Here is a 26,370-nt window from a genome sequence, read left to right on the forward strand (position 1 = left end):
AAGTGCACGTGCGGCTTGATCGAGCCGGGCTTGCACAGCACTTGGCCGCGCTCGACTTCTTCGCGCAAGTGCACGTGCGGCTTGATCGAGCCGGGCTTGCACAGCACTTGGCCGCGCTCGACTTCTTCGCGCTTGGTGCCGCGCAGCAGCACGCCGACGTTGTCRCCAGCCTGGCCCTGGTCCAGCAGCTTGCGGAACATTTCCACGCCGGTGCAGGTGGTCTTGACGGTCGGGCGGATGCCGACGATCTCGATTTCCTCGCCGACCTTGATCACGCCGCGCTCGACAGCGCCGGTCACGACGGTGCCGCGACCCGAAATCGAGAACACGTCTTCGACGGGCATCAGGAAGGTGCCGTCCACGGCGCGCTCGGGCGTCGGGATGTAGGTGTCGAGGGCTTCGGCCAGCTTCATGATGGCGCCTTCGCCCAGTTCGCCCTTGTCGCCTTCGAGGGCGAGCTTGGCCGAGCCGTGGATGATGGGGGTGTCRTCGCCGGGGAATTCGTACTTGTCGAGGAGTTCGCGGACTTCCATTTCGACCAGYTCGAGCAGTTCCTTGTCGTCRACCATGTCGCACTTGTTCAGGAACACGATGATGTAGCCCACGCCCACCTGGCGAGCCAGCAGGATGTGTTCACGGGTCTGGGGCATCGGGCCGTCGGCGGCCGAGCACACCAGGATGGCGCCGTCCATCTGGGCGGCGCCGGTGATCATGTTCTTCACGTAGTCGGCGTGGCCGGGGCAGTCGACGTGTGCGTAGTGGCGGTTGGCCGTTTCGTACTCGACGTGCGCGGTGTTGATCGTGATGCCGCGRGCCTTTTCTTCAGGAGCCGCGTCGATCTGGTCGTAGGCCTTGGCTTCGCCGCCGAACTTGGCCACAGCACCGTGGCGATCGCCGCCGTCAGCGTGGTCTTGCCGTGGTCGACGTGACCGATCGTGCCCACGTTCACGTGCGGCTTGGTGCGGGTGAATTTACCTTTTGCCATTTTTCGACTCCGAAAAAAACGTTTTCAACGTATGCAGATGGGTTGCAAAGCTGCCGTTGCAACCCCCAAAAACTGGTGCCCTTTGCGGGAATCGGACCCGCGACCTCTCCCTTACCAAGGGAGTGCTCTACCACTGAGCCAAAAGGGCTTTGTCTAACCAAATCGCATTCCTGCGCCGAACCGGATCTCTGGAGCGGGAGACGGGAATCGAACCCGCGTCATCAGCTTGGAAGGCTGGGGTTCTACCATTGAACTACTCCCGCATCAGGGGCACTTCAAGGCACCCAAAGCGCTAGATCCAATCGCTCCTAGAAACCAAATTCATCGCTGGTGGAGAGGGCTGGATTCGAACCAGCGTACTCGTAAGAGGGCAGATTTACAGTCTGCTGCCATTAACCACTCGGCCACCTCTCCGGCGAACCTCGAAATATAGCACGGTTTTGTGACTACCCAGAAATCCCAACATCAAGAAGATGCGGAAGAACTGCCCGAGGCGTGAGCCCACGATTATCTCCGAAGTTCAACCCTCCGGCCGCTGTGCCTCCCGCCATGCGCGCGCTTCGCCAAAATGACCGCAGCCGATGAACGGCACGGGCGGGCGCAGCGCCGAAAGAGGCGACGGATGATTCGACATCAGCACCTTATGGCGCCCAACGTCGATCAACGCGCGCTTACTCTGCGCGTGCGAGCCCCAGAGCATAAAAACAACAGGTTTGGCGCCAGCCGAAACATGGCGGATGACGGCATCCGTCAACACTTCCCAGCCGCGGCCGGAATGGCTTGCGGGCTGCGCTTCTTCGACCGTCAGGCAGGTGTTGAGCAACAGCACGCCGTGCGTCGCCCACTTCACCAGGCTGCCGCCCGGATTGGGAAACGGCGGCTGCGGCGCGCCGAGGTCGCGCTGAAGCTCCTTGAAGATGTTGCGCAGCGACGGCGGCAGCGCCACGCCGGGCGCCACGGAGAACGCCAGCCCCTCGGCCTGGCCACGTCCGTGGTACGGGTCCTGGCCCAGGATCACCACGCGCACCTCTTCGGGCGGCGTGAGTTCCAGCGCCCGCAGCGGCTGCGGCGGAAAGATCACGGCTCCCGCATCGAGGCGTTCGCGCAGGAAGCCCAGCACCTTCTGCCCGACGGGGCCGGCAAAAAAGTCGTCGACCAGCGGCTGCCAGCCGGGTGCTACCGGCCAGTCGGCAGGATTGCTGCTCGACAGCTGATCGGGCCGGCTCATTTGAACAACGCAGCGAGGGCCTCGCCGGGCTCCTTGGCGCGCATGAACGCCTCGCCGACCAGGAAGGCATTGACGCCGGCCGCGCGCAGCGTCGCCACGTCTGAGCGCGTGGCGATACCCGATTCGGTGACAGGCAGGCGGTCCGCCGGCAGCCTGGGCAGCAGATCGATGGTCGCCTGGATCGACACCTCGAAGTTGCGCAGGTTGCGGTTATTGACGCCGATCAGCGCGGTCTTCAGCTTGAGCGCGCGGTCGAGTTCGGCGGCGTCGTGCACCTCCACCAGCACCGCCATGCCCAGCCCGCGCGCGATGGCTTCGTAGTCCTTCATCTGCGCGTCGTCGAGGCACGCGACGATCAACAGGATCGCATCGGCGCCCATCGCGCGCGATTCGTACACCTGGTACGCGTCGATGATGAAATCCTTGCGCAGCACCGGCAGGTCGCACGAGGCGCGGGCCTGCTTGAGGTAGTCCACACCGCCCTGGAAGAACTGCTTGTCGGTCAGCACCGAAAGGCAGGCGGCACTGATCTCTCCATCGCCTTCGGCATAGCTCTGCGCAATGTCGGCGGGAATGAAGTCCTCGCGCAGCACGCCCTTGCTCGGGCTGGCCTTCTTGACTTCGGCAATCACGGCGGCATGGCCGGCGGCGATCTTGGCGCGCAGCGCGGCTTCGAAATCGCGCGTCAGCACGCGGCTCTCGGCGTCGAAGCGAACGGCTTCGAGCGGCGCGCGCTTCAGGGCCGCGGCCACTTCCTGGTGCTTGACGGCAACGATCTTGTCGAGGATGTCGGACATAGCTTTGGGGTTCCGGTTTCTTGAGGCTCAGACGGCCGCGGAGGCCTTGACCAGTTCGGCCAGCTTGGCCTTCGCCGCGCCCGACGCGATGGCCGCGCGCGAGCGCTCCACACCCGCCGCCACCGAATCGACCACGTTCGCCGCGTACAGCGCGGCGCCGGCATTCAGCAACACGATGTCGAGCGCGGGGCCGGCGTGATTGTCGAGCACGCCGAGCAGCATCGCCTTCGACTGTTCGGGCGTCTCCACGCGCAGTGCGCGGTTGCTCGACATCTGGAAGCCGAAGTCTTCCGGATGCAGTTCGTATTCGCGGATTTCGCCGTCCTTCAGTTCGCCCACCATGGTGGCCGCGCCGAGCGAAATTTCGTCCATGCCGTCGCGGCCGTAGACCACCACCGCATGCTCGGCGCCTAGCCGCTGCAGAGCGCGCACCTGGATGCCCACGAGGTCGGGGTGGAACACGCCCATCAGGATGTTCGGCGCACCGGCCGGATTCGTCAGCGGCCCGAGGATGTTGAAGATCGTCTTGATGCCGAGCTCCTTGCGCACCGGCGCGACGTTCTTCATCGCGGGGTGGTGGTTCGGCGCAAACATGAAGCCGATGCCGCACTCCTCGATGGAGCGCGCGATCTGCTCGGGCTTCAGGTTGATGTTCACGCCCAGCGACTCCAGCACGTCGGCACTGCCCGACTTGCTCGACACGCTGCGCCCGCCATGCTTGCTCACCTTGGCACCCGCGGCGGCCGCGACGAACATCGAGCAGGTCGAGATGTTGAAGGTATGCGAGCCGTCGCCGCCGGTGCCGACGATGTCCACGAGGTGCGTCGTGTCCGTCACGGGCACCTTGGTCGACACCTCGCGCATCACCTGCGCGGCGGCGGTGATCTCGCCGATGGTTTCCTTCTTCACGCGCAGGCCGGTGATCAGCGCAGCCATCATCACGGGCGAGCACTCGCCGCTCATGATGAGGCGCACGATGTGCAGCATCTCGTCGTGGAAGACTTCGCGGTGTTCGATGGTGCGCTGCAGCGCTTCCTGGGGGGTGATCATGGAAAGTCTCCTGGAAAGTGCGTCAGGAACCGACGCGAACGGCGGGCGCGTCGGTGAACGCGAGCTTGAGGCCGAAGCCGATGAAAAGCACGCCGGCGGCGCGGTCGAGCCAGTGCATGCCTTTCTGCACGGCACTGCGATGTGCCATCCAGCTCGCCGCCATGGCCCATCCGACGTTGACGGGGATGGCGTTGAGATTGAACAGCACGCCCAGCAACACGAAGGCCAATGCCTTGCTGTCGGTGCCCGGCGCGATGAACTGCGGCACGAAGGCCAGGAAGAACAGCGCAACCTTCGGATTCAGCACGTTGGTCCAGAAGCCGCCGAGGAAGATCGCCTTGAGGCTGCGCGTCTCGCTCACGGCGGCCACGGCCTCCAGGTCGGCCGGCGGCTTCGCGCGCGACAGCAGCGTGCGCACACCGAGGTACAGCAGGTACGCCGCGCCGATGTACTTGAGCACGGTGAAGGCCGTGGCGGATGTCGCCATCAGCGTGCCGACGCCGACCGCGGCGGCGAAGATGTGAACGAAGCAGCCTGCCGTAATGCCAAGCCCCGCCATGACGCCGGCACGCACGCCCGAGCGCAGCGAGTTGGTCACGACGTACAGCACGTCGGGGCCCGGCGTCAGGTTCAGCAGCCAGCCGGCGGCGATGAAGGCGAGCAGATGAGGAAGATCAGGCATCGCGTTCTCGCAGCACTCAGGACTTGTCGAAGAAGGCGCGGATCGCGCCGATGGCCCGGTCGACACCGGCGGCATCGACATCGAGGTGCGTCACGAAGCGAAGGCGGTAGAGCCCGGTCGCGAGAATGCCCTGCGCGTTGAGGCTCGCGAGCAGTTCCGAAGAACGCGCCTGCGCGGCGCCGACGAGATCGACGAACACGATGTTCGTGTGCGGCGCCTCGACCTTCAGCCCTTCGATGCCTTCGAGCCCCTGCGCCAGGCGCTGCGCCAGCGCGTGGTCGTCGGCGAGACGATCGACATGGCGGTCGAGCGCATGCGAAGCCGCTGCAGCCAGAAGCCCCGCCTGCCGCATGCCGCCGCCCGCCATCTTGCGGATGCGGTGCGCCCGCGCGATGAACTCCCGCGAACCCACCAGCGCAGAGCCGATGGGCGCGCCGAGCCCCTTGCTGAAGCACACCGACACGCTGTCGAAACATTGCGCGATGCGGCGGGCCTCCGCGCGGATGTCGCTGCGATTGTTCAATGCCGCCTGCGCGGTCGCCGCATTGAAGAGCCGTGCGCCGTCGAGGTGCCGCTGCAGCCCCTTGCTTCTCGCCAGATCGGTCGCAGCCTGAACGTACTCGAAAGGCAGCAGCTTGCCGCCCAGCGTGTTCTCCAGCGCCAGCAGCCGCGTGCGGGCGAAGTGCGCGTCGTCGGGCTTGATCGCCGCCTCGATCTGCGCGAGCGGCAGCGTGCCGTCGGGCGCGTGGTCGAGCGGCTGCGGCTGCACACTGCCGAACACCGCGGCGCCGCCGCCTTCCCAGCGGTAGCAGTGCGCCTGCTGGCCGACGATGTACTCGTCACCCCGGCCGCAGTGCGACAGGATCGCGCAGAGGTTGCTCTGCGTGCCCGTGGGCACGAACAGCGCGGCCTCGAAGCCCAGCATGCCTGCAATCTTTTCCTGCAGCGCATTGACGCTCGGGTCGGTGCCGAAGACGTCGTCGCCCAGCGGCGCCGCCATCATGGCTTCGCGCATCGCGGGGGTGGGCTGCGTGACGGTGTCGCTGCGCAGATCGACGATGGAGGAGCGTTCTGTCATGGCGGGTCAGTCCAAAAAGTTCTTGAGCATGGCGTGGCCGTGCTCGGTGAGGATCGATTCGGGATGGAACTGCACGCCTTCGATGCGCACGTCGTGCGCGAAGCCTGTGTGCCGCACGCCCATGATCTCGCCGTCGTCGGTCCACGCGGTGATCGCCAGCGCCTTCGGGCAGCTCTCGCGCTCGATGGAGAGCGAGTGGTATCGATTGACGATGAACTTCCCGGGCAGCCCGGCGAACACGCCTTCGCGCGTGGTCGTGATCTCGCTGGTCTTGCCGTGCATGAGCTGCTGCGCGCGCACGATCTTGCCGCCGAAGGCCGCGCCGATCGCCTGGTGGCCGAGGCACACGCCAAGAATGGGCAGCTTGCCCGCGAAGGCCTCGATGGCCGCCACCGAAACGCCCGCTTCCGCAGGCGAACAAGGCCCTGGCGACACCACGAGACGCGTGACGCCGGAAGCGATCAGCTCGCCGATCTGCGCCACCGTGATCTCGTCGTTGCGATGCACCTGCACGTCCGCACCCAGCTCGCCGAGGTACTGGACGATGTTGTAGGTGAACGAATCGTAGTTGTCGATCATCAGCAGTTTCATGGCTTGCTCACAATCCGGTGCACGCCCTTGACGACGGGGAACACGTTGAAGTTGATCAGAAGGCCCAGCTTGAGGCCCGAAAGACGCAGCGCGGCCAGCACCTGGGCGCGATGCAGGTCGGTCAGCACGTCGACCGCCCTGAGTTCGACGATGACCGACTGCTCGACCACGAAGCCCGCGCGGTACACCTCGCCGAGCGAGCGGCCCTTGTAGCTGGCGGACAGCGCCACGTCGCGCGCAAAGCCGATCTCGCGCTCGGCGAGCTCGATGGCCAGCGCCGCGGCATAAGCCCCTTCGTCGAGCCCCGTGCCGAGCACGCGCTGCACCTCGACGGCGGCGCCGATGATCTCGTGCGAAAAGTCGTTCTGAATGTCGGGTGCGGTGCTCATTCCAAGCCTTCCTCGACCAGTTCGGCGGCACGCAACAGCGCGCGCGCCTTGGCCTCTGTTTCCTTCCACTCCAGCTCGGGCACCGAGTCGGCCACCACGCCGGCCGCGGCCTGCACATGGAGCATCTGGTCCTTCACGATGCCGGTGCGGATCGCGATGGCGACATCCATGTCGCCCGCATAGCTGATGTAGCCGCATGCGCCGCCGTACAGGCCGCGCTTGGTGGGCTCCAGCTGGTCGATGAGCTCCATCGCATGCACCTTGGGCGCGCCGGTCAGCGTGCCGGCCGGGAAGGTGGCCTTGAGCACGTCGATGGCGGTCATGCCGTCCTTCAGCGTGCCTTCGACGTTGCTCACGATGTGCATCACATGGCTGTAGCGCTCGACCGCGAAGGCTTCCGTCACCTTCACGGTGCCGGTCTTGGCGATGCGGCCGATGTCGTTGCGCGCGAGGTCGATCAGCATCACGTGCTCGGCGCGCTCCTTCGGGTCGTTGATGAGCTCCACCTCGGCCGCCTTGTCGAGCTCGATCGATGCGCCGCGCGGGCGCGTGCCGGCCAGCGGGCGGATGGTGATCTTCTGCTCGCCGTCGCCCGTGTTCTCCTGGCGCACCAGGATCTCGGGCGAGGCGCCCACCACGTGGAAATCGCCCAGGTTGTAGTAGTACATGTAGGGCGACGGATTCAGCGAACGCAGCGCGCGATACAGCGACAACGGCGACTCGGTGTAGCGCTTGCTGATGCGCTGGCCCACCTGCACCTGCATGAAGTCGCCGGCGGCGATCATTTCCTTGGCGCGCTCCACGGCCGCAAGGTAGTCGGCCTTGGCAAAGCTGCGCTCCGGCGGATGCGGCTGCGTGGGCTTCACGACGGGCGCGCTCACCGAATACTTGAGCTTTTCCTTCAGCTCGCGCAGGCGTCGCTTGCCCACGGCATAGGCCTCGGGCTGCTTGGGGTCGGCATAGACGATGAGGTAGAGCTTGCCCGAGAGGTTGTCGATGACCGCCAGTTCCTCGCACTGCAGCAGCAGGATGTCGGGGCAACCCAGCGTGTCGGGCGGGCAGCTGTTCTCGAGCTTGCGCTCGATGTGGCGCACGGTGTCGTAGCCGAAGTAGCCGGCCAGGCCGCCGCAGAAGCGCGGCAGGCCGGGCCGCAGCGCGACCTTGAAGCGCTTCTGGTAGTCGGCCACGAAATCCAGCGGATTGCCCTTGGCGGTCTCGACCACCTGGCCGTCGGTCACCACCTCGGTGACGGCTTCGGCACCGAAGCCCGAGGCACGCAGCAGCGTGCGCGCCGGCAGGCCGATGAAGCTGTAGCGCCCGAAGCGCTCGCCGCCCACCACGGATTCGAGCAGGAAGCTGTGCTTGCCGCCGCCCTGCGAATGGGCCAGCTTGAGATAAAGGGATAGAGGCGTTTCGAGGTCGGCAAAGGCCTCGGCCATCAGCGGAATGCGGTTGTAGCCCTGGGCGCTGAGGCTCTTGAATTCAAGTTCGGTGATCACGGATTCGTTCTCCAGTTGCCGGCCGGCGCTCCTTTGGCCGTGGCAAGGTCATTCACGGATGGTCCGGCGTCGTCGTGTGTGTCGATCCGGAACCGCGGGCGCACGGCGTGCGCCGTGCAATCAAACAGTCAGCGAAGTATGGCGACGCCAGGGCCAGGCTCCCCGGCTGCCTTCACCTGTTTGAATGATGTGATGAACGAACATATGAGCCGCGGAGTTTAGCCCACGAAAACGCGCAAGCGTGCACCGCGAGCCGCGAACCTCGGTTTTGAGGGTTCCCCCGAGGGCGAAACGTAAAACGAAAAGATACATTCGCACGACCGTTCGCAAAATTCCAAGGAGTCCCCGTTGACCGCTCTTTCGCTTCCGGGCGCGTTCTTATCGCGCCTCCTCCTGGGCGCTTGCCTGGCCACCGCAGCCCTCGGCGCCTCGGCCGCGCAGGTCGACGTGGCCGGCGTCAAGCTCGAAGACCAGATGGATCTGCGCGGCACCCCATTGGTGCTCAATGGCGCGGGCATTCGCTACAAGGCCATCTTCAAGGTCTACACGGCCGGCCTGTACATGAGCAAGAAGGCATCGACCACCGAAGAGGCACTGGCCACGCCGGGCGCCAAGCGCGTGGCCATCACCATGCTGCGCGACATCGACGCGAACGAGCTCGGCAAGCTCTTCACCAAGGGCGTGGAAGACAACTCGCCCAAGAGCGAGATGGTCAACCTTATTCCCGGCCTGCTGCGCATGGGCCAGATGTTCGCCGACCAGAAACAGCTGAAGGCCGGCGACACCTTCACCATCGACTGGCTGCCCGGCACCGGCACGGTGATCACCGTGCGCGGCGTGGCACAGCCCGATCCGATCAGGGAACAGGCCTTCTTCAACGCGCTGTTGCGCATCTGGCTGGGGCCGAATCCGGCCGACTGGAAACTGAAGGACGCGCTGCTCGGCAAGCAATAGCCGGGCAACAAGCAGGCAGCGCCGCTATCGCATCGCGGCTGCCCCGAACTCGGCCAGCGAATCGACAAAGCCATCGGCATCGACGCCGCGCACCGGCTCGCCGTGGTTGTAGCCATAGGTCACGAGCACCACGGGGCAACCCGCGCCACGTGCGGCGCGCGCGTCGTTGCTCGAGTCGCCGATCATCAGCGTGCGCGCGGGCTGGGTGCCCAGTGCTTCGCAGGTCTTGAGCAGCGGCAGCGGATCGGGCTTCTTGCGCTCGAAGGCATCGCCGCCGAACACCAGATCGAAGAAGCCGTCGAGGCCCTTGCCGGCAAGCAGCGGCTTGGCGAACGAAGTCGGCTTGTTGGTGAGGCAGGCCAGCCTGAGGCCTCGCGCGCGCAGTGCCTTCAACCCCTCGATCACGCCGGCATATACCGCCGAATGCTGTCCGTTGATGGCAAGGTAGTGATGCTGGTAGCGCTCCCACGCGCGATCGAACAGCGCATGGGCCTTCGCCTCGGCAGCGCCGGCACCCGACGGCGCCATCACGTGCACGAGCGCGGAATGGATCAGGTGCTCCGAGCCCTTGCCCACCATCGCCTCGATGGCGGCAGGCGCCACATGCGGCAGCGAGAGGTCGTCGAGCATGCGGTTCAACGACGCGGCGAAGTCGCCGAGCGTGTCGACCATGGTGCCGTCGAGGTCGACGATGGCTGCGTCGAAGTGGGTGTGGTCCATGTGAAAAGAGTTCAAGGCAGAGAGCAACAGGAAAATCGAAAGCGGCCGCACCCCTCAACGGCGGGAGCCCACGGCGTTCTGCATATTGTTTCAAAAATGCCGCCGCCACGCGTCGGAAACTTTTCCCGGTCTTTTGCACACCTACCGCTCATCGTTTGCAAAACTCACCACCGAGGAACACTCCATGCGTCTCACGACGAAGGGCGGCTTCGCCTTGACGGCCATGATCGATGTCGCGATGCGCGAGCGGGACGGCCCCGTGCCATTGGCGTCGATCAGCCAACGGCAACACATTGCCCGTTCTTCGCTGGAGTTGCTCTTCAGCAAGCTGCGCCAGCATGCGCTGATCAAGGCAACGCGTGGCCCCGGAGGCGGCTACACACTGACGCGCAGGGCTTCCGAAATCACCGTGGCTGACATCCTCGCCTCGGTCGATGGCCAGCCCATGGCGGACACCGATGCCTCGCCAAAGAAGGACACCGGTGGCAAGGGCTGCTATTCGACCGACGCGCTGTGGGCCTCCGCCAAGCACCATGTCATGGAGTTTCTGGGCTCTGTCACGCTGCAGAGCCTGGTCGAAGAGCAACTCGCCAAGGGCGTGCGCGTCGAGCACGAAGCGCCGACGAAGAGACAGCCCCCGCAAATCTCCGCCGTCACGCCGATGCGCGTGAATGCGCCGAACTCCGTGTTCGCCTGGAACGGCGTGTTCGCCAAGCGCTGAACGCCACGCGTGCGGGCTCAGGCCTGCTGCGCTTCGGTCAGCGCCTGCGCCGCCACCACCGCCTCGGTGCGGTTGCGCACATTCAGCGCGCGGAAGATCGCCGCAAGGTGGATCTTCACCGTGCCCTCGCTGATGCCGAGGCTACGCCCGATCAGCTTGTTGGGCTTGCCTTGCGACAGCAACTGCAGCACCTCGACCTGCCGCTCCGTCAGCACGTTGCGCAGGTGCTCCAGAGTCTGGCTGCCAGCGCCGCCATTGCCGCTGCGCACCAGCGCCTCGGCGCCGGCCTGCGGCGCCACGCCGGCCACGATGCCGGGCGGCAGCGCAGCCAGCATCATCGGCGGCACGTACACGCCGCCGGCCAGCACCAGCCGCACGGCCGAGAGCATGACCTCGGGCGAGTAGGCCTTCGGAATGAAGCCGAGCACGCCGCGTTCGAGCGCGCTGCGCATGATGGCCGGGTCTTCGTAGCCCGACAGAACGATCAGCGGCACGGCCGGATGGCGGCGGCGGATTTCGTCGATGTGGGCCTGGCCGTCGGCGCCGGGCATGTTGAGGTCGATCAGGGCCAGGTCGAGATCGTCGGTGGCTCCGGCAAGCAATTCGTCGACGCTCATCGCCAGAACGAATTCGATGCCAGGCTCCAGCTCCGACAACTTGGCTTTGACCGCCTCGATGACGAGCCGGTGGTCGTCGGCGATCAGGATTTTCATGATGCTTTTTCCCCGTGTCCCAGCGTGCAGTGAATTGCAGGCGCTGAAGATACCGGCGAATGCCCCGTGCAGCAAGGGCGGCGGCCCCACCAACGGCATAGACCCCAAGCGGTATGGCGCGGGGCGAGAGCCATTTGAAAGAATGAACGCCTACTCGAAGAAACCGGGGACATGGGCATGTGCCATCGCAGCAGACTCCGGCGCAAGGCATCCTTCGCAACGCATGGCTGAACGAGCCCACGCATGGCTCGCCTTCTCGACTGCTTCTCCAGCTTCATCTCGTTCGGACTCGCGCTGGACGCGTCGATTGCGGCCGGCGCGCCGCCGCTGCTGCCGCACGAGACCGCACAGCAGCAGGCCCGCCAGCTGCTCGATGCGGCGCGCGCCGCCGCCGAGGCCTCGGGCACGCCCGCAGCGCAGATCGAATCGGCAACCTTCGCAATGGTGGCCTGGATCGACGAAATCCTCGCGCGCCATCCCGGCGCTACCGCTGCCGTCAACACGGCTGGCGCAGCCCCGCTGCAGGTGCAGCTCTTCAACTCCAACAACGCGCACAGCGAGTTCTTCCATCACCTGTCGGCCCTGACCCCACAGGACGACCCCGTGCGCGAGGTGTACTGGCATGCGCTGGTGCTCGGCTTCAAGGGCCAGTACTACTTCGAGGATGGCGACCACGGCGAGCTCGGCAAGCTCAAGGAACTGCACGGCCGCCAGCTTCAGCTGCGCCCGCTGTCCACCGGCAGCCCAGTGCAGGACCGCGTCGCGCCCCAGCCCCACGACGTGCCCGGCCCGCGCGGCCCCAGCGACACGCGCCGGCGCGACCGCACGCTGTTGCGCAGCAGTGCCGCGCTGGCGCTGATGCTACCGCTGCTCTACCTGCTGTGGCTGTGGTCCACCGGACCGCCGGCCACCGCCGCGGGCCCGGGCCAGCGCGTGGAGCAGCACCTGCAGACTTTCGCTTGCGCCGACCTCACGGCCGGCATCGACCCCGAGGGCCGCACGCACGTCACCGGCTTCGTTTCGGTGCCCGGCGACCTGCCGCGGGTCGAGAGCGAAGTGAGCGCGATTCCCGGCGTGCAAGCGCCGCAATTCGACATCGGCCTGCGCGTGTGGCCCCACTGCGAGGTGTTCGCCATCCTCAAGCCCTACCAGGCGCGCAACCGCGAGAAGGCCTATGGGCTGGAGGTGGAAGCACCTTCGGCCCGCGAAGGCGACTTGCGCGAGGGCGACGGCGTGCGCGTGCGGGTGGTGGCGCCGCGCCACGACAGCTACATCTGGGTCGACTACTACACCGCCGACGGCTCGGTCATGCACCTCAACGCCGGACAGGCGCCCACGCGGCTGCGGGCCGGCGAGCCCCTAGAGCTCGGCCGCGACGTCCCATCGAGCTGGCTGGTGAGCCCGCCCTTCGGCAGCGTGCTGATCACGGTGCTGTCGTCGCCGACGCCTTTTGCAGAAACATCCGGCCGGCCGCCTTTCGAGCTGGCCTCGGCCTACCTGCTGCGACTGCGCGAGGCGCTGGCGGCGAGCAAGAACAGCGAGCGGCTGATCGCGGACTTCGTGTTCCTCGAAACCGTCCCGCGTTGAACGCGTTGCCGTTCCCCGCACACCGCTTCTCGCGGCGCTGCGGTTTGCGGCGCTGCGCTCACTTCGCGTCGACGCGGATCGCGCGAGCGCTGAAGTTCACGTCGAGCGTCTGCGCCTTGCCGGTAGTGACGGGCCGCACTTCGCGCCAGCGCGCGCGGTCGAGGTCGCGGAACGCCGCCATCACGCCGATGGACTTCGCATCGGGCGGCAGGTTGAAGTCGAGCTTCTTCGTCTCGCCGGGCCGCAGCAGCACTTCTTCGCGCTGCACCAGCTCCGCGCCGAGCGTGGCCTGGTCCTTCTCGAACAGCGAGAAGAAATCGGCGCCTTCGAAGGGACCTGGCGACTTCAATGCATACACGCGCACGGTGAGCGGCGAGGCGCGGCCGCGCGCATCGGGGTTGGCGTCGGTGCCCGCCGTGAGCGTGACGGCCACGGTGGTGACGACCGGCTTGCTTGCGCAGCCCGCGATCGAAAGACCCGCTGCAGCAAGGCCAAAGACCGCAATGCGGCGCCGCGTTGCAGCGGCAAGGAAGCCTTCATAGGACGAATGGTGTGTACCCAGCGTGTGCATGCTATTCCCTTCGTTGCATTGACCGGTCAAGACGCATCTTTGATTATCACCAGCGAACTCCAACAGGCAACATGCTGACCAACGAACTTGCAGCCACACTGCTCGCGCCCATCGGCGAGGCCTCTCCGTGCGGCGACGATCTCGAGTACGACGCGGACTTCATGGCGCTGGTGGCGGCCGCGCAGCGCAAGCCCGAGCAGCAGTTCGGCGACACCGTGATCCCTGCGGTCGAACCCGAGTGGCGCGAAGTGGGCGAGCAGGCCGGGAGCATCCTGCGCCGCAGCAAGGACGTGCGGGCCGCGGTGCTGCTGCTGCGCGCATCGACGCACCTGCAAGGCGTGCCCGGCTTCGTTGCCGGACTGCAACTGCTGACGGGTCTGCTCGACACCTTCTGGGAAGGCATACATCCAAAGCTGGATGCCGACGACGACAACGACCCGACGATGCGCCTGAACGCGCTCGCGCCCTTCTGCGACGAGAGCCAGACGATGCTGCGAGAGCTGTACGACGCGCAGGTGGGTGTGGCACCCGGCGTGGGGCCGATACGCGTGCGCGACATCGCCGTCGCCCACAACGCACTGGGCGCCGTGAGCGGCGAAGCCACCTACTCGGCCTCGCAGGTCAAAGGCGGCCTCGAGGCCATCCACGCGTCCCAGCCCGAACCGCTGCGAACCGCGATGGACGTGCCCGCCCTCCTCGAGAAACTGCGGGCCTTGCTGGTCGATCGCACCGGCCGCGCCGACGCCATCGACCTGACCCCGCTTCGCACCGTTGCCCAGGTGCTGAAGAAAGCGTGCGGCGCCGCCGCTGGCACGCCTGACGAAGCGCCAGCGAGTGCGGATGCCGAAGCCGACGAATCGCAGGCGGCCGGCACCACCGCCCGTCCCACCGCGATGCGCGGCGAGATCCAGAACCGGCAGGACGCGCTCCAGATGCTCGACCGCGTGATCCGCTACCTCGAGCAGGCCGAGCCCGGCAACCCCGCGCCGCTGCTGATCGAGCGTGCCAAGAAGCTCATCGGCGTGAGCTTTCTCGAGATCATGGCCAACCTCGCGCCGAACGCGATGGACACCATCGAAACGGTCACCGGCCGCCGCCCGTCCGAATAAGCCCGCCCTTCCCGACACCCGCACCCATTCACACCCGCAAGGAGCATCTCCATGGCCAAGAGCAGTCAGAAATTCATCGCCCGCAACCGGGCGCCCCGGGTCCAGATCGAATACGACGTGGAGCTCTACGGGGCCGAGAAGAAGGTGCAGCTGCCCTTCGTGATGGGCGTGCTGGCCGACCTGTCGGGCAAGCCGGCCGACCCGCTCGCGCCGGTGGTCGACCGCAAGTTCCTGGAGATCGACGTCGACAACTTCGACTCGCGCATGAAGGCCATGAAACCGCGCGCGGCGTTCGCGGTGGAGAACTCTCTCACCGGCGAAGGCGACCTCAAGGTGGAACTCACCTTCGAGAACATGGAAGATTTTTCGCCCGCCGCCGTGGCGCGCAAGGTCGGTGCGCTCAACAAGCTGCTCGAGGCGCGCACGCAGCTGTCGAACCTCGTCACCTACATGGACGGCAAGGGCGGCGCCGAGGACCTGCTGGCCAAGGTGCTCGAAGACCCGGCCCTGCTGCAGACGCTGGCCGCGAGCAAGAAACCCGAAGACGGCAGCGCGTCCGCCGCCTGACACCCATCCGAGCACACGAGGAGTAAACCACCATGGCCGAAGCACTCGAACAGAGCGCGCTGAAAGATGTCGCGTATGCAGGCAGCGACTTTTCTTCGCTGCTGCAGAAGGAATTCAAGCCGCGCAGCGACGAAGCCAAGAGCGCCGTCGAAGCAGCGGTGCTCACGCTGGCGCAGCAGGCGCTGGCCAACAGCACCGTCATCGGCAAGGACGTGACCCGGTCGATCCAGGCCATGATCGCCGCGATCGACGCCAAGCTCACCGACCAGGTCAACAAGATCATCCATCACCCCGACTACCAGAAGCTCGAGAGTGCATGGCGCGGCCTGCACTACATGGTGAACAACACCGAGACCGACGAGAACCTCAAGATCCGCGTGATGGACATCTCCAAGCAGGAGCTGGCCAAGAACCTCAAGAAGTTCAAGGGCGCGGCCTGGGACCAGAGCCCGATGTTCAAGAAGATCTACGAGCAGGAGTACGGCCAGTTCGGCGGCGAGCCCTTCGGCGCGCTGGTGGGCGACTATCACTTCGACCAGAGCCCGCCGGACGTGGAACTGCTCGGCGAGATGGCCAAGATCGCAGCCTCGGCGCATGCGCCCTTCATCACCGGCGCCAGTCCCAACCTGATGCAGATGGAGTCGTGGCAGGAACTCGCGAACCCGCGCGACCTGACCAAGATCTTCTCCACCCCTGAGTACGCCGGCTGGCGCAGCCTGCGCGAATCGGACGACTCGAAGTACATCGGCATGTGCATGCCGCGCTTCCTGGCGCGCACGCCCTACGGCGCCAACACCAACCCGGTGGAAGAGTTCGACTTCGAGGAAGACACGGCCGGCGCCGACCACAGCAAGTACGCCTGGGCCAATGCCGCATATGCCATGGCGACCAACATCAACCGCTCGTACAAGCTCTACGGCTGGGGTTCGCGCATCCGCGGCATCGAGTCGGGCGGCGCGGTGGAGAACCTGCCGCTGCACACATTTCCGAGCGACGACGGCGGCGTGGACCAGAAGTGCCCGACCGAGATCGCCATCAGCGACCGGCGCGAGGCCGAGCTGTCGAAGGCTGGGCTGCTGTCGATGATCCACCGCAAGAACTCCGACTTCGCGGCCTTCATCGGCGCCCAGTCGCTGAACAAGCCGGCCGAGTACGACGACCCCGACGCCACGGCCAACGCCAACCTCGCGGCGCGCCTGCCCTACCTCTTTGCCTGCAACCGCTTCGCGCACTACCTCAAGTGCATCGTGCGCGACAAGGTGGGCAGCTTCAAGGAGCGCGAGGACATGCAGCGCTGGCTCAACAAATGGATCATGAACTACGTGGACGGCGACCCCGCCAACTCGTCCGAAACCACCAAGGCCCAGAAGCCGCTGGCCGCCGCCGAGGTGATCGTCGAGGAAGTGGAAGGCAACCCGGGCTACTACACGTCCAAGTTCTTCCTGCGCCCGCACTACCAGCTCGAGGGCCTCACGGTCTCGCTGCGCCTGGTGTCGAAGCTGCCTTCGACCAAGGGCGGCACCTGAAAAGTCCCGCGGGTTTTCTTGAAATTCCCGGTTCCGTTTCGTTCTCTCTGTAGCTGCCGCGTATCGGTCGTGTCTTCAAACCGCCGGCAGCCTTCGTCTTCAACCCAGTCATCAACCGCCCGAACGCAAATCGGGTTCCAAGGAGTAGGAACATGTCATCTGACTTTCACATCAAGCTCGACGGCGTCAAGGGCGAGTCTTCCCACAAGGACCACAAGGACGAGATCGAGATCTCGTCGTGGACCTGGAACGTGAGCAACTCGTCGGGCTCCGGCTCCGGCGGCGGCTCGGGCAAGGGCAAGGCCACGCCCGGTGAGTTCCACTTCACGCACACCTACGACAAGGCATCTCCGGTGCTCGCCAAGAACTGTGTGAGCGGCAAGCACTTCAAGGACATGATCATGACCTGCCGCAAGTCGGGCGAAGGCCAGCAGGAGTACCTCAAGGTCACAATGAAGGAAGTCTTCATCTCCAGCGTCGCCCCCGGCGGCGCGCAGGGCGGCGATGTGCACGAACAGGTGCTGTGCTCGTTCAAGGACATCGAGTTCGCCTACAAGGCCCAGGACGACAAGGGCGCTGCGGGTGGCGAAGTCAAGTTCGGCTGGAACGTGGCGACCACCGAAACCCGCTGACCGAAAGCGGATTCGTCGAGTACGGATTCAGGCACGGCACCGTGCCTGGCCCGCCCCCTTACGCGTCCCTCACCGGAGCAATGCGATGGCATTCAGCACCCCAACCATTGGCGACAGCGGCGCGCTGCTCACCACCTACAACATCGACTGGTCGGTCGGCCGGATCGGCTCCAACACGCGTGAAGACGTGATGCTGGTGCAGGCACTGTTCAAGATCTTCTACTACGAGCTGATGGGCTTCAACCACGACTTCGACCCGCCGCCCGGACAGACCGAAGTGATCGGCGTGGACGGCTACTACGGACCGGTCACGCAGAAGCACATCACGCACTTCCAGCAGCAGATGGTTGCGACCGGGCGCAAGGTCCTGCCGGACGGCATCTTCGACCCGTTCCGGGACCCCGGTACGTCCAGCACGATCAGCCATTCGCGCTACGCGCTCGACCTGCTCAACAACGGCTGCGCCAACTTCTGCAAGGAGCAGGGGATCGACAACTACACCAACCTGCCCAACCGGGAAGACATGCCGCTGTTGCTGCGCAGCGCATTGAAGCGGGTCAAGAAGACGGCCAGCAAGTACGCCTACGGCGCACCCGCGAGAGTTCCGGTCACGGGCGGCATCTGAGTTTCCGCCCCGCCCCTGGGCAACGGCCAAGGGCCTGGAGCGATCGTCCGATGGACGGTGCTCCAGGCCCTTGTCTTTGGTTCGAAGCAATTCAAGAGTCAGTCGGCCGAGGCAACGCTCTCTGGCAGCAGCCGCGTCGCGTCGTCGCCATCATCCTCGATGACCCACAGCGTGAGCGCCGTGTAGTTGTCGTACCCCGGCTTGGCGTTGGCCTTCACCTGCGCGTCGATCAGCTCGGTCCACTGGCTGGGCGTGCGCGAAGCGTGCAGCGTGTCGATCAGGCGCTCGTCGCCCAGCGGCTCCCACACGCCGTCGCTGCACAGTAGCAGCACGTCACCTGGCAGCAGGCGCATGCGGTCGGACACGGCGATGTCGGGCGCCTCCTCGATAGAGCCCAGCGCCGACAGCAGCATGTTGCGCTGCGGATGCAGCCGCGCGCCCTCCTCGTCGAGCATGCCGCCGGCCACCATCTGCTGCACCAGGCTGTGGTCGGTGGTGCGCGCCACGATGGCACCGCCGCGGAACAGGTAGGCCCGGCTGTCGCCGCTGTGCACCCAGGCCAGCGCGTGGTCCTCGAGGTCAATGGCCGCGAACACGATGGTCGAGCGCATGCCCGCGAGCTTGCCGCCTTCGGCCTGCCGCGCCACCACGTCGACGTTGGCCTGCTCCACCAGCCGGCGCAGCGTGGGCTCGTCGAGCCCCGGCGCGGCCGAGAAGCCGCCCAGCACGCTGCTGCGCGCGGTGGCCGCGGCCACGTCGCCCCCGCCGTGGCCGCCCGCGCCGTCGGCCACCAGGCAGGCGACATAGCGCTCGTCGTGCCAGTGGCCGTGGACGTCTTCGTTGTAGGTGCGGCCGCCCTGGCGGGAGAGCGTGACGATTTCGATTTCCAAGCGGGTGCCTCGCGGGTGATGCGGTTGTAGTTGTCGTCAGGCTTCGGACTTGAGGCGCGCCATCTGCTCTTCGTAGGCTTCGAGGAAGGCCTTGCCGAAGAGGCTGTGGAAGTCGTCCTCCGCCTCGCTCGCGATGCCACCGTAGAGCGACACGAACTGGTCCCAGAGCTTGGCCTTGCGGTTGGCGCTGAAGAGCGCGTCGAGCGCCGACTTCGCGCTGATCTTCTTCTCCAGTTCGGCCGGCTCGAAGCGCGCGATGACATGGGCCAGCGCCGCGCGCATGCCCACCATCACACCGAACTGGTGTGCGCGCAGGTCGTTGTAGGCATCGCGCATCGCGGCCTCGGGCGGCATGAAGCCACGCACGCCAGGGCCCAGCAGATGGGCCAGCGCCACCTCGACCGTGGGCGAGAACTTCAGTGGATTGTTGGCCTGCGACGCGATCATCGTGACCTCGGCGCGCACCTCGCGCTTGAACTCCTGGCGCGTGAGCAGCAGCTGCAGCGTGCCCTCGGTGGCACTGCGCAGCATCGATCCGATGCGCTCCATCAGGCCCGGCGTGAGCATCTCGGGCGGCTGGTGCGTGCTGGCGAGGCCGCGCAGGAAGGCGGCGAGCAGCTCGTCGTCGGTGGCCATACGGGCGGGCGCGGGCGCTGCGGGGCGCGGGACCGGAGGCGGCGGTGCGACGTGGACCGCGGGCGCAGGCGGTTCGAGCGGCTTGGCAGCCCCCTCGGGCCCGCTGATGCGGATCGGCTGGCCGGTCTCGTCGTCGAACTGCGCCACGGGTTGCACGGGCGGCGGCGGAGACGGCGTGATGGCCTTCGGCGGCGTGAAGCCGAACTGGTCGATCGGAAGATGGTCGGAGCGCGGCGTGGGCGTGGGAGGCGCCGCTTGCTGCAGGGCCGCCAGCGGGTCGGCATTGGACGCGGTGTTGGGCTGCAGCAGCGGATCGGCCAGCGGCGACAGCGCGAGCGGATCGCCTCCGATGCCGCCACCGCCGCCCATGCCGCCGAACAGCTCGTCGATGCCCGCGGCCTTGCCGTGCGGGGGCGGTGCGCCGAGGTCGGAGAAATCGTCGAGCGCGCCGAGGCCGGCCGCGGGCGCGGACGACGGCGTGGGTCCGAGCAGGTTCGCGAAGGGATCGATCTGCGCGGCCTGCGCGTTGCGCGAGCCGCTCTCCATCGGGTCGGGGAACAGCAGCGAATCGGGCAGTGCCGCAGCGGGAGCGGAGGCGGGTGCAGATGCAGCCGGTGCAGCCGGCGGCGCGAGGCCCGCCAGCAGGTCGGCGAAGGGGTCGTCGCTCGACGGTGCCGCTGCGGCGGCGGAAGGCCCGCCCAGCACCGTGTTCGGGATGGCCAGCGACGGCGGCGCGGCGTCGGCCGTCACGCGCACCGTGAGCTCGAAGCTGCCGACCACCAGCCGCGCGCCATCGGCCAGCGCGACTTCCTTGCCCGAGCCCAGCGACACGCCATTGCATTGCATCGGGTTGCTGCCGCGGTCGATGAGAAAGTACTGCCCGTCGCGGCACAGCACCTGGGCGTGCACGCGCGAAACCGTACGGTCGGGGTCGACGAGCACGAGCGTGTTGGTGTCGGCGCGGCCGATGGTGCCGCCATTGGGTCCGAAGTCCGCGGCGATGGACTGCCCCGCCGGGGCGCCTTGCCGGGTGATGACAGCGATATGGATCATGAATCGGCCCCCGAAGGCTCTGTGCCTGAATACGCCCGAACAACCTCGCAAGGAGTATTCATTCCGTGGGGCATGTTGGCAATCTCGCCTTAAGAGGTATGCCGTTGCAGCAAGGCGGCGATGGCTGTGAAGACGAGGGCGATGAACAGCCAGGTGCGGATGGCGGGGTCGCGCAGTGTGCGTACTTTCGCGCGGCGCAATGCAGCTGCCACCAGGAAGGCAACGGCGAACGCGGCAAGGATGTACTTCGCGGCCATCGGCAATTCGCCTACGCGTGCGGCCACTGCGCGAGCCATCGCTGCTGACGCCATGCCGGCGCGCTCGTGGGAAAGAGCTTGCTCTCCGGCCGCAGCAGGCAGAGGTATTCCGCTGCGGCGATGCGCTGTCGCTGGTAGCCGTTCTTCAGCACGTCGGCGCAATGCGCCCAGGACGGTGGGGCGCCCATGAAATAGCGTTCGCCGGCCTGAAAGCCGTGCGCGTTGGCCTCCCACCAGGCGTGGATCTTCAGCGGGTCGGGCCAGGGCAATCCGTCGTCTTCGTCCATCGCGACGTCGTCGTCTTCCGGGGCATCCCCGGGGCCGGACTCGACGTCCTGGGGCGGCTTGCGTTCAAGGTCGAGCCAGGCAAGATCAAGTCCGGTGATCGTGCTGAATGCTTCGCCCGCCAGCCGCGAGAGCCGAGGCTCGTTCATCTGTGCAATGAGCCACGGCACAAGCCTCGGGTCGCCCACTGTCCCAGCGCAACGTATCGCGTCCCTCACATGGTCCGGCTTGTCGAGCATCTCGGTGAGGAGCGGCGCCGCCTGCGTCGGGTTCGCAAGCTTGAACAACAGCGACAGGGCCTGCGCACCGTGCCGTGTTCCCGCCAGCAGGGTCGCGTCATGCAGAACGCGCACAGGTCGATGACGTTCACCCAGAAGCACGGCCGACCGGGCAGCCCAGAATCGGCAATCGACGTCTTCGTCGCCCAACGCGCCGATGCAGGCCGCGACAAGATCGCGCCTGCCGCACTCGCCAGCGGCACGCAGCGCCTGCCCACGCAGCGTCGCATCCGCGTCGGTGACGGCCGCATGCAGCATCTCGCCGGGATCGACCATGTGAAAGTCGCAGGCGGCGATCGCGACGCTGCGATGAAACGGATGGGGCGAGTCGAGCATGTCCTTCGCGATCCCGCGCAGCGATTCCGCGGAAGCCCATCCGCCTGCCAGCGCGATGGCATCGCGCACGTCCGGCACCTGCTCGGCGATGCCCAGCAGGAGTTCCAGCCGCCGCAGATCGCGGTTGTCGAGTGCCAGCACGGTCGCGGCAAAGACCTCGCCGCGACCCGCGTTGGCCAGCGCTTCGTCGGACGCCTTGCTGCCCTCCTCGCGGGCAACCACCAGCCCGTCGAGATGCGCAGCAAGCCGGTCGTCGAGACGCCGCAAGTGATGGAGCTTCGCGTGTGCGGAGCTCGCAAGGAAGAATCGCTGATTGCAGAGCAATGCGACTTCCTCGGTATGGCGCATCACGACCAGCGGAACCGCAATCGCAGCGTGACGGGGAACGGTTGCGGCGGTCATGCGGCTGCCCCCGTCAGTCGTACTTCTGCCACGTCGTGCCGTCGAACGACGCCACGTCGGCCTTTCCGACGGACCACAGCACGCCTTGCGCCACGCTCAGGCTGTAGCAGGTGACCCGCCCCATGCCCCCGTAGTCGACCGGTACCAGCCGATCGGCATCCAGCGTGTAGAGCTGCGACATGGTCGCCACATACAGCCTGTCGCGAAACCAGCACAGGTCCCACAGGTCGGCTGTGACTTCGTCCTCCCAGGCCACCGACGCCCAGACATCGCCGCGTCCGCTGACCAGCACACCGCCCTGTCCGCCGACATACACCGTGCCGTCGCCCGCGCAGCAGACGGCCGTGAGGATGACATTGGTCGGACTGCCACACTGCGTCCAGGCCGAGCCGTCGTAGCGCCATATCTCGCCGCCCCATCCGGCGGCATAGATTTCGTTTTCCGCGTAGCCGTCGAGCGCCTCGAATCCGAAGACCTCCGTCTGCGCGGCAGGCGGCGCGCTCATGTCGACCCACTGCCTGTCTCCGACGCGCCTGAAGACCTGCCGCTTGCTGCCGCATGCATGGACGTGGCCGCCGATCTCGCGCGCATTGCGGATCATGACGGGCCGCGGATCGATCAATTCGTCTTCGCGCCGCCCGCTCACGTACGTGCTGACGTCGCCGTCCTCTCCGATGAGCACGACCTTCTCCGACGGCAACTTCGCCACGGCGATCGCCGTGGCGTTCCAGGTCGAATTGAACGCATCCCCCCAGTTGCCCTTGTAGAGACCCACCAGGCTCACATGCGCGATGTCCTGCTCGAGCAGCGTCTTCATCTGGCTGATGACATACACCAGGTCCGCGAAGCGGGCTGCGCCCCTCACGAATTCACGCGACTTGGAAACTCGTTCGCCCATACAGACTCCTTGTGGTCATGGCAGCGGCGAGCCAAGCTTGCCGGCCGTTTCGTTGATGGTGGCCTGCAGCGACGAATAGTGTTCGAGTTCCGTCCTGCCGGTCGATGAATGCTTCACGTCCTTGCTCGCATCGCCCAGCCCCTTGTGCCCTTCCTTCAACTGGGCCTCGATGCATTTCTGGTCGCAGTGCGGTGCCACCGCCTTCGCACCCGCGGCGCAATGTTCGACTTCCTTGTCGAACGGCCGGTGCGTTCCGCTCGGCACGGAAGAAGTGGTCTTGTGATGCGTGTGCCGCAGCCCGTGCGTTCCGGAGCAGCTGCCGCCTTCGGTGCACATGCACGGGGCCGCTTCCATCCTGTAGGGCTTCCAGCCGGGCATGGACTGCCCCCCGTAGTGGTCCTTGAAGAACGAACTCTTCGGGACGATGTGGTCTCCCGTCTGCGCGGGGCAGCAGCCCTTGATGCCATCCTCCACCTGGGGCGAGGCATGGTATGGCACCAGTCTGCATCGGCGCGCCGAGGCGCACTCGTTCTCGCTGGCCTTCTTCGCTGCGCCCGGCAGATCGCCCTTGATGGAAGCGAAATCGCCCCCAAGGCCGGTCTCGGCGCAGACATCCTTGCCGTTTTTCTTGGCCGGCTTGTAGTCCGCGCAAGCCCTTTCCTCGCGTGCCTTGTCCCCATCGCATGCCGTCTTGTTGATGTCGCCATCGGCCATCGTGTCCACGAAGGGCCACGGGATGGATTCGTTGGCCGTCGGACTGCCGTGGTTGTTCGTGGTCTTGTCGAGATGCCGCACCGCGTTCTCGCCCTCGAACTTCACGTCCATCGACCAGTCGATGAAGTACACCTTGCCCTTGTTCTTGCTCGATATGACACCCTTCTTCGTGGCGCATCCGGCTTCGTCGCCCGACGAGGTCTTGAAGTAGGACTTGTTCTTCAACATGATTTCCTGGCCGGAAATCTGCACGCTGCGGCTGCCGTCGGTGGTGTCCGACGCAAGTCCGGTGTTGGGGTACGGCACCGGCACGCCCGGCGGGGTCGCGGGGTTCTCCGGCGGGGTCATGCACACGTCGGGCGTGGCACAGATGGTCTTGCCCGCTCCGGCCTTGCACGCCACTTCCCTTCCGTTGGCAAAGACCTGGTTCGCCACCCTCAGACTCCCGTGAAGTGCCAGGAAAAAATCATCGCCGCGCGCTTGCCGTCATCGTTGCCGAGGTGCAGCAGCACGTTGCTTCCCTTGGCATACGCCTTCTCGCACGCGGTCTTGAGTACGGCGACCATCGCGAGCCCCACGGGCGCGCCTACCTCCCCAATGCAGTCCGCCGGATGCCACACATCGAACTCGGTTCGCCTGGTGCGATCGATCCGGCCGAATGCAAGGGTGGCTTCCTTGAACACGTACTGCCCGCCGGAGGCGTCGATGATCTTGAAGTCGAGAACGCTCTCGTTGCAGCCAGCCTCCTGAAGCGACTGCTTGATGGCCGCGGTCAATCCATCGGCACGCAGCGGCTCCTCGGAGTCGATATGGGACTTCTCGACCGCAAACCCGATACCGCGGCACACCAGCTGGCCCCATGGCTGGGCGCGCAACGGTTCCACGAGCAGCGCCGCAGCACCTTCGCCGGGAATGAATCCGTCCGAGTTTTCGCTCGTCAGCAGCCGGTCGCGCGCCTCGCAATCGGCCAGCGCCGCGCCGTCGAGCAAGCTGTCGCTCGCTGCCACGACGACCTGTTTCGCGACGGACGCGCCGATGAGCTGCCGCGCCCGCAGAAGCGCAACCGCCACCGACACATGACCTTTCGCTATCACCGCGGACTCCGGATGAAAGTCGAAGCCGAGCTCATGCTGCAAGGCCTCGAAGAAAGCCGTATCGTCCGTCACGCCCCGCCCGGGGCGGTCCGCTTCGGCAAGGCACAGCAGCAGGGGCGTTTCCTCGCAGGTGGCCCGGTCGAAGCCCTCTATGCATTCGGCGATCGCCCGCACGGCCATCAGCAGCAGCTTCTTCTCACCGCGCCACGGACGTTCGAGCGGCACCTCGCACCCCATGATCCACTCGCCATGCCGGTCCCTGAACGAGGTCTGCCGGAAGTTGTCGATGGCACCGCGGATCGCTGCGCAGCTCGCCGGTGCGTCCAACCCTACACCCGTCACCATGCCGGTCCGGCTTATGACCACTGGGACCTCGCTCATGACACGCTCTCCGCCGCTTCGCGCTTGCCGCGGACCAAGTCGCCGAGCGACGGATGCCATGTCTTTCCCAGTTCACGCGCACGCCACCAGCCCCGCGACATCGTGCCGGCCAGGATGTTCGATATCTCGAACATGTTCTTCCTGAGAGGCAAGGTGCTGCGCCAGGCAAGGGTCATGAGCCCACGGTCGGCGTGGATCGCGATGGTGTCGAGGACAGCACGCGTCTCTTCGTGCCCGCCTTTGCGCCGGAAGAACGTGACCGGCACGTCGCGCGATGGCAATCTGAATCTCGTGTGGCCTTCGGGTGTCAGGTTGGCGAGCGCCAGTTCTTCCCCGCCCAACGGGAAATCGATCTGCTGGTCCGGCGGTGCCGCCTGGTAGTAGTCATCCCGGAAGTCGGCCGGCAGGAACGGAAAGATGTTGTCGATCCAGTCCTGGTCATAGGTTCCGGCATAGGGCAGCCGGCCTGCCCATCCCCTTCCGAGCGGTCCGAACGCCATCGGAGCAAAAACACCGTCGGGCGCATCGACCGGGCGGTCGAGCTCCTCCGTGTTCGGCAACGGCGCTCCGTCCACGAACTTGGCCTGCAGGTTGCAATGCCACCCGCGCCCCACCGGGTTGGCCATGTAAGCCGCGTGCCGGGCCGGATCTTCGTGGCGCTCGTCGACGCCGCCGAACGCCAGGTCGTACGAAATCGGTTGCGTCAAGAAAGACTGCGGCGGGGATGCACGCACGCCCGACAGTCCGGCGTCCCAGTGGCGGTCGCCCACGACCGAGAACACCTTCTTCCAGTGCCCCAGACGCACCCCGACCGGCACCCGCTGCACTGGCTCGCCGTGCGGCGCATGCGCGCTGCCCGACACCAGCACGTCGCACCGGAGCTTGCGAGGCGCGAAGTCGACTTCTTCCGCTGGCGCCGAGTAACCCGGCGCCCCGGTGAAGGTATCGGCCGTGATCAACGGCAGCTGCGTCGCATGGAGGTGCGCCGTGCCGCCATCGGTCGGAATGGCAAAGGTTCCCTTTACGACGACGACGAGCAACTCGCGGCCCGTCGGCTCGACACCCATGGTGTAACCGGCCGTCATCCCGGTGGCGTTGATGATTTCCATCGCGGCATCTCCC

At 66.2% G+C, this 26,370-nt stretch carries 27 protein-coding genes, 3 tRNA genes and 1 pseudogene; 8 read left to right on the top strand and 23 right to left on the bottom strand.

Going from position 1 to position 26,370, the window contains the following annotated elements; all coding sequences use genetic code 11:
- From tuf to trpE, 12 genes and pseudogenes are all read right to left on the bottom strand, one after another.
- Window positions 1-985, bottom strand: a pseudogene (tuf, locus tag ASD05_RS16205) (elongation factor Tu); the annotation flags it as partial.
- 73 nt (window positions 986-1,058) lie between these two features.
- Window positions 1,059-1,133: transfer RNA gene (locus ASD05_RS16210), tRNA-Thr, on the bottom strand.
- 41 nt (window positions 1,134-1,174) lie between these two features.
- Window positions 1,175-1,248, bottom strand: a tRNA-Gly gene (locus tag ASD05_RS16215).
- A 65-nt stretch (window positions 1,249-1,313) separates the two neighbouring features.
- Window positions 1,314-1,399: transfer RNA gene (locus ASD05_RS16220), tRNA-Tyr, on the bottom strand.
- Window positions 1,400-1,505: 106 nt separating this feature from the next.
- A complete protein-coding gene (locus ASD05_RS16225) occupies window positions 1,506-2,213 on the bottom strand; it encodes a uracil-DNA glycosylase (protein ID WP_056594538.1) in 708 nt (235 codons plus the stop codon).
- Window positions 2,210-3,010, bottom strand: a complete 801-nt coding sequence (gene trpC, locus ASD05_RS16230; protein ID WP_056594541.1) for an indole-3-glycerol phosphate synthase TrpC — start codon at window positions 3,008-3,010, stop codon at window positions 2,210-2,212. Before trpC ends, ASD05_RS16225 begins: the two co-directional genes overlap by 4 nt.
- A gap of 27 nt (window positions 3,011-3,037) precedes the next feature.
- Entirely contained in the window at window positions 3,038-4,060 is a 1,023-nt protein-coding gene (trpD, locus tag ASD05_RS16235; protein ID WP_056594544.1) for an anthranilate phosphoribosyltransferase, read from the bottom strand.
- A 22-nt stretch (window positions 4,061-4,082) separates the two neighbouring features.
- A complete protein-coding gene (locus ASD05_RS16240) occupies window positions 4,083-4,742 on the bottom strand; it encodes a LysE family translocator (RefSeq protein ID WP_056594547.1) in 660 nt (219 codons plus the stop codon).
- Window positions 4,743-4,758: 16 nt separating this feature from the next.
- The gene (gene ltaE, locus ASD05_RS16245; protein ID WP_056594549.1) at window positions 4,759-5,820 is read right to left on the bottom strand and encodes a low-specificity L-threonine aldolase; all 1,062 of its coding nucleotides are present in this window, start codon (window positions 5,818-5,820) and stop codon (window positions 4,759-4,761) included.
- A gap of 6 nt (window positions 5,821-5,826) precedes the next feature.
- Window positions 5,827-6,411, bottom strand: coding sequence for an aminodeoxychorismate/anthranilate synthase component II (locus tag ASD05_RS16250; RefSeq protein ID WP_056594553.1), 585 nt, complete (start codon window positions 6,409-6,411; stop codon window positions 5,827-5,829).
- Window positions 6,408-6,800 (bottom strand): GxxExxY protein, encoded by a 393-nt coding sequence (locus ASD05_RS16255; protein WP_056594556.1) that lies wholly within the window; start codon window positions 6,798-6,800, stop codon window positions 6,408-6,410. The genes ASD05_RS16250 and ASD05_RS16255 overlap by 4 nt, the downstream gene beginning before the upstream one ends.
- Window positions 6,797-8,299, bottom strand: coding sequence for an anthranilate synthase component I (gene trpE / locus ASD05_RS16260; RefSeq protein WP_056594559.1), 1,503 nt, complete (start codon window positions 8,297-8,299; stop codon window positions 6,797-6,799). Before trpE ends, ASD05_RS16255 begins: the two co-directional genes overlap by 4 nt.
- A 348-nt stretch (window positions 8,300-8,647) precedes the next feature.
- On the opposite strand from trpE, the gene ASD05_RS16265 reads away from it, so the two are divergent.
- On the top strand, window positions 8,648-9,253 hold the full coding sequence (locus tag ASD05_RS16265; protein ID WP_056594561.1) for a chalcone isomerase family protein: 606 nt from the start codon (window positions 8,648-8,650) through the stop codon (window positions 9,251-9,253).
- A gap of 24 nt (window positions 9,254-9,277) precedes the next feature.
- On the opposite strand, the gene gph is transcribed toward ASD05_RS16265, so the two are convergent.
- Window positions 9,278-9,973, bottom strand: coding sequence for a phosphoglycolate phosphatase (gph, locus tag ASD05_RS16270; protein ID WP_157610133.1), 696 nt, complete (start codon window positions 9,971-9,973; stop codon window positions 9,278-9,280).
- A gap of 184 nt (window positions 9,974-10,157) precedes the next feature.
- On the opposite strand from gph, the gene ASD05_RS16275 reads away from it, so the two are divergent.
- Window positions 10,158-10,694 (top strand): Rrf2 family transcriptional regulator, encoded by a 537-nt coding sequence (locus tag ASD05_RS16275; protein WP_056594648.1) that lies wholly within the window; start codon window positions 10,158-10,160, stop codon window positions 10,692-10,694.
- A 17-nt stretch (window positions 10,695-10,711) separates the two neighbouring features.
- On the opposite strand, the gene ASD05_RS16280 is transcribed toward ASD05_RS16275, so the two are convergent.
- The gene (locus tag ASD05_RS16280; protein WP_007830939.1) at window positions 10,712-11,407 is read right to left on the bottom strand and encodes a response regulator transcription factor; all 696 of its coding nucleotides are present in this window, start codon (window positions 11,405-11,407) and stop codon (window positions 10,712-10,714) included.
- Window positions 11,408-11,650: 243 nt separating this feature from the next.
- Here ASD05_RS16280 and ASD05_RS16285 point away from each other — a divergent pair, with 243 nt between their 5' ends.
- Window positions 11,651-12,994, top strand: coding sequence for a DotU family type IV/VI secretion system protein (locus ASD05_RS16285; protein WP_056594566.1), 1,344 nt, complete (start codon window positions 11,651-11,653; stop codon window positions 12,992-12,994).
- A 58-nt stretch (window positions 12,995-13,052) separates the two neighbouring features.
- On the opposite strand, the gene tssJ is transcribed toward ASD05_RS16285, so the two are convergent.
- Entirely contained in the window at window positions 13,053-13,565 is a 513-nt protein-coding gene (tssJ, locus tag ASD05_RS16290; RefSeq protein ID WP_056594568.1) for a type VI secretion system lipoprotein TssJ, read from the bottom strand.
- 71 nt (window positions 13,566-13,636) lie between these two features.
- Between tssJ and tssA the strand changes: the two genes are divergently transcribed.
- From tssA to ASD05_RS16315, 5 genes are all read left to right on the top strand, one after another.
- Entirely contained in the window at window positions 13,637-14,674 is a 1,038-nt protein-coding gene (gene tssA / locus ASD05_RS16295) for a type VI secretion system protein TssA (protein WP_056594570.1), read from the top strand.
- Between the two features lie 51 nt (window positions 14,675-14,725).
- The gene (gene tssB, locus ASD05_RS16300; protein WP_056594572.1) at window positions 14,726-15,241 is read left to right on the top strand and encodes a type VI secretion system contractile sheath small subunit; all 516 of its coding nucleotides are present in this window, start codon (window positions 14,726-14,728) and stop codon (window positions 15,239-15,241) included.
- 32 nt (window positions 15,242-15,273) lie between these two features.
- Window positions 15,274-16,767 carry a type VI secretion system contractile sheath large subunit gene (tssC, locus tag ASD05_RS16305; protein ID WP_056594575.1) on the top strand — a complete coding sequence of 498 codons (1,494 nt, stop codon included), beginning with the start codon at window positions 15,274-15,276 and terminating at the stop codon, window positions 16,765-16,767.
- Window positions 16,768-16,919: 152 nt separating this feature from the next.
- On the top strand, window positions 16,920-17,399 hold the full coding sequence (locus ASD05_RS16310; protein ID WP_056594579.1) for an Hcp family type VI secretion system effector: 480 nt from the start codon (window positions 16,920-16,922) through the stop codon (window positions 17,397-17,399).
- An 85-nt stretch (window positions 17,400-17,484) separates the two neighbouring features.
- Window positions 17,485-18,024, top strand: coding sequence for a peptidoglycan-binding domain-containing protein (locus ASD05_RS16315; protein ID WP_056594582.1), 540 nt, complete (start codon window positions 17,485-17,487; stop codon window positions 18,022-18,024).
- Window positions 18,025-18,122: 98 nt separating this feature from the next.
- Here the strand turns inward: ASD05_RS16315 and ASD05_RS16320 are convergent, their stop codons facing one another.
- The 8 genes from ASD05_RS16320 to ASD05_RS16355 form a co-directional block, all read right to left on the bottom strand.
- Window positions 18,123-18,914 (bottom strand): PP2C family protein-serine/threonine phosphatase, encoded by a 792-nt coding sequence (locus ASD05_RS16320; RefSeq protein WP_056594585.1) that lies wholly within the window; start codon window positions 18,912-18,914, stop codon window positions 18,123-18,125.
- Between the two features lie 36 nt (window positions 18,915-18,950).
- Complete coding sequence (tagH, locus tag ASD05_RS16325) at window positions 18,951-20,603, bottom strand: type VI secretion system-associated FHA domain protein TagH (RefSeq protein ID WP_056594588.1); 1,653 nt, start codon at window positions 20,601-20,603, stop codon at window positions 18,951-18,953.
- Between the two features lie 89 nt (window positions 20,604-20,692).
- On the bottom strand, window positions 20,693-20,860 hold the full coding sequence (locus ASD05_RS30475; protein WP_200955446.1) for a hypothetical protein: 168 nt from the start codon (window positions 20,858-20,860) through the stop codon (window positions 20,693-20,695).
- Between the two features lie 11 nt (window positions 20,861-20,871).
- Entirely contained in the window at window positions 20,872-22,161 is a 1,290-nt protein-coding gene (locus ASD05_RS16335) for a TIGR02270 family protein (protein WP_056594593.1), read from the bottom strand.
- A gap of 13 nt (window positions 22,162-22,174) precedes the next feature.
- Entirely contained in the window at window positions 22,175-23,059 is an 885-nt protein-coding gene (locus tag ASD05_RS16340) for a hypothetical protein (RefSeq protein ID WP_235507994.1), read from the bottom strand.
- Window positions 23,060-23,074: 15 nt separating this feature from the next.
- The gene (locus ASD05_RS16345; protein ID WP_056594596.1) at window positions 23,075-24,208 is read right to left on the bottom strand and encodes a PAAR-like domain-containing protein; all 1,134 of its coding nucleotides are present in this window, start codon (window positions 24,206-24,208) and stop codon (window positions 23,075-23,077) included.
- A gap of 2 nt (window positions 24,209-24,210) precedes the next feature.
- Window positions 24,211-25,248 (bottom strand): 3-oxoacyl-ACP synthase, encoded by a 1,038-nt coding sequence (locus ASD05_RS16350; protein ID WP_056594599.1) that lies wholly within the window; start codon window positions 25,246-25,248, stop codon window positions 24,211-24,213.
- Window positions 25,245-26,357: a DUF2169 domain-containing protein gene (locus ASD05_RS16355; protein WP_056594600.1), complete on the bottom strand. Its 1,113-nt coding sequence runs from the start codon at window positions 26,355-26,357 to the stop codon at window positions 25,245-25,247. The genes ASD05_RS16350 and ASD05_RS16355 overlap by 4 nt, the downstream gene beginning before the upstream one ends.
- Window positions 26,358-26,370: the final 13 nt, after the last annotated feature.

Origin of the sequence: Variovorax sp. Root434, from assembly GCF_001426595.1 — a bacterium.
In the GTDB taxonomy this organism is placed as follows: Bacteria; Pseudomonadota; Gammaproteobacteria; order Burkholderiales; family Burkholderiaceae_C; genus Variovorax.

Bases quoted from the DNA above. Each gene is read 5' to 3' on its own strand.
- ASD05_RS16225 (WP_056594538.1), bottom strand. From the start codon at position 2,213: ATGAGCCGGCCCGATCAGCTGTCGAGCAGCAATCCTGCCGACTGGCCG.
- trpC (WP_056594541.1), bottom strand. From the start codon at position 3,010: ATGTCCGACATCCTCGACAAGATCGTTGCCGTCAAGCACCAGGAAGTG.
- trpD (WP_056594544.1), bottom strand. From the start codon at position 4,060: ATGATCACCCCCCAGGAAGCGCTGCAGCGCACCATCGAACACCGCGAA.
- ASD05_RS16240 (WP_056594547.1), bottom strand. From the start codon at position 4,742: ATGCCTGATCTTCCTCATCTGCTCGCCTTCATCGCCGCCGGCTGGCTG.
- ltaE (WP_056594549.1), bottom strand. From the start codon at position 5,820: ATGACAGAACGCTCCTCCATCGTCGATCTGCGCAGCGACACCGTCACG.
- ASD05_RS16250 (WP_056594553.1), bottom strand. From the start codon at position 6,411: ATGAAACTGCTGATGATCGACAACTACGATTCGTTCACCTACAACATC.
- ASD05_RS16255 (WP_056594556.1), bottom strand. From the start codon at position 6,800: ATGAGCACCGCACCCGACATTCAGAACGACTTTTCGCACGAGATCATC.
- gph (WP_157610133.1), bottom strand. From the start codon at position 9,973: ATGGACCACACCCACTTCGACGCAGCCATCGTCGACCTCGACGGCACC.
- ASD05_RS16275 (WP_056594648.1), top strand. From the start codon at position 10,158: ATGCGTCTCACGACGAAGGGCGGCTTCGCCTTGACGGCCATGATCGAT.
- ASD05_RS16280 (WP_007830939.1), bottom strand. From the start codon at position 11,407: ATGAAAATCCTGATCGCCGACGACCACCGGCTCGTCATCGAGGCGGTC.
- ASD05_RS16285 (WP_056594566.1), top strand. From the start codon at position 11,651: ATGGCTCGCCTTCTCGACTGCTTCTCCAGCTTCATCTCGTTCGGACTC.
- tssJ (WP_056594568.1), bottom strand. From the start codon at position 13,565: ATGCACACGCTGGGTACACACCATTCGTCCTATGAAGGCTTCCTTGCC.
- tssA (WP_056594570.1), top strand. From the start codon at position 13,637: ATGCTGACCAACGAACTTGCAGCCACACTGCTCGCGCCCATCGGCGAG.
- tssB (WP_056594572.1), top strand. From the start codon at position 14,726: ATGGCCAAGAGCAGTCAGAAATTCATCGCCCGCAACCGGGCGCCCCGG.
- tssC (WP_056594575.1), top strand. From the start codon at position 15,274: ATGGCCGAAGCACTCGAACAGAGCGCGCTGAAAGATGTCGCGTATGCA.
- ASD05_RS16310 (WP_056594579.1), top strand. From the start codon at position 16,920: ATGTCATCTGACTTTCACATCAAGCTCGACGGCGTCAAGGGCGAGTCT.
- ASD05_RS16315 (WP_056594582.1), top strand. From the start codon at position 17,485: ATGGCATTCAGCACCCCAACCATTGGCGACAGCGGCGCGCTGCTCACC.
- tagH (WP_056594588.1), bottom strand. From the start codon at position 20,603: ATGATCCATATCGCTGTCATCACCCGGCAAGGCGCCCCGGCGGGGCAG.
- ASD05_RS30475 (WP_200955446.1), bottom strand. From the start codon at position 20,860: ATGGCCGCGAAGTACATCCTTGCCGCGTTCGCCGTTGCCTTCCTGGTG.
- ASD05_RS16335 (WP_056594593.1), bottom strand. From the start codon at position 22,161: ATGACCGCCGCAACCGTTCCCCGTCACGCTGCGATTGCGGTTCCGCTG.
- ASD05_RS16340 (WP_235507994.1), bottom strand. From the start codon at position 23,059: ATGGGCGAACGAGTTTCCAAGTCGCGTGAATTCGTGAGGGGCGCAGCC.
- ASD05_RS16350 (WP_056594599.1), bottom strand. From the start codon at position 25,248: ATGAGCGAGGTCCCAGTGGTCATAAGCCGGACCGGCATGGTGACGGGT.
- ASD05_RS16355 (WP_056594600.1), bottom strand. From the start codon at position 26,357: ATGGAAATCATCAACGCCACCGGGATGACGGCCGGTTACACCATGGGT.